At 69.2% G+C, this 1,101-nt stretch carries 1 protein-coding gene; it reads right to left on the bottom strand.

Annotation, left to right across the window (positions count from 1 at the left end; translation table 11 throughout):
• A partial coding sequence (locus J8I87_RS43050) for an efflux RND transporter periplasmic adaptor subunit (protein ID WP_245254606.1) occupies positions 1-1,101 on the bottom strand: 1,101 nt, incomplete at both ends.

Below are 1,101 nucleotides of genomic sequence, written 5' to 3'. Positions count from 1 at the left end.
CCGCCGGTGCCGCCGGGCGAGGGCGGCGCGCCCACCACCTTGATCTGCGCATCCGACGACACGCGGATCGCGCCGTCGACCACCACGCGCTCGCCGGGCTTGAGCCCCTCGTTGATGAACCAGTCGTCGCCGTGCCAGTCGCCCACGTCGACCACCCGCTGATGCGGCTTCGAGTCCTGGTCGAGCACCCACACGAAGTGGCTCTTCGCGCCCTGCAGCACGGCGCGCTGCGGCACGAGGATCGCGTTGGGCCGCACCGCGCCCGCCACCTTCGCGCGCACGAACTGCCCCGGGCGCAGCGTGCCCTGCGGGTTGGCGAACGTCGCGCGCACGAGGAAGGTGCCCGTCTCCTGGCTGAACGCGGGGTTCGTGAAGTCGATGCGGCCCTGCTGCGGATAGACCGAACCGTCGGCGAGGATCACCGTCACGTCGAACTGGTTGTTCGGCGGAAAGCGCAGCAGGCCCTTCGTGACCTGTTCGCGGTAGCGCAGCAGCTCGTTCTCGGAGATGCTGAAGTTCACCCACATCGGGTCGAGCTGGTACACGTAGGTGAGCAGGCCCGACTGCGTGGGCGTCACGTAGCTGCCGTCCTGCACGCGCGCGAAGCTGGAGAGGCCCTTGAGCGGCGAGCGGATCGTGCAATAGCTCAGGTTCAGCTCGGCCGTGCGCACCTCGCCCTGCGCGGCGATCACGGCGGCTTCGGCCTGCTTCTCGTTGCCGGTGGCGTCGTCGAGGTCCTTCTTGCTCAGCGCGTTCTGCGCGGCGAGCGGGACGACGCGCGCGAGGTTCTGCTTCGTGACGAGCAGGCGCGCCTGCTGCTGCGCGAGCGCGCCCTTCGCGGACTGCAGCGCGGCCTCGAAGGGCCGCTTGTCCATCAGGAACAGCACCTGGTCTTCCTTGACGAGCGAGCCCTCGGTGTACACGCGCTTCTCCAGGAAGCCGTCGACGCGCGCGCGGATCTCCACCTCGCGCGAGCTTTGCGTCTGCGCGGTGAATTCGAACGCGACGGGCGTTTCCTTCTGCGCAACCGTCACGACGGTCACGTCGATCGTGGGGCGCGGGGGTTCCGTGGGGGCTTTTTTGCAGGCGGTGAGGGAGGCC

The organism is Paraburkholderia sp. LEh10, from assembly GCF_017814945.1.
In the GTDB taxonomy this organism is placed as follows: domain Bacteria; phylum Pseudomonadota; class Gammaproteobacteria; order Burkholderiales; family Burkholderiaceae; genus Paraburkholderia.
Note: the sequence above shows the minus strand (reverse complement) of the source record. Positions and strands in the feature narration are given on the sequence as shown.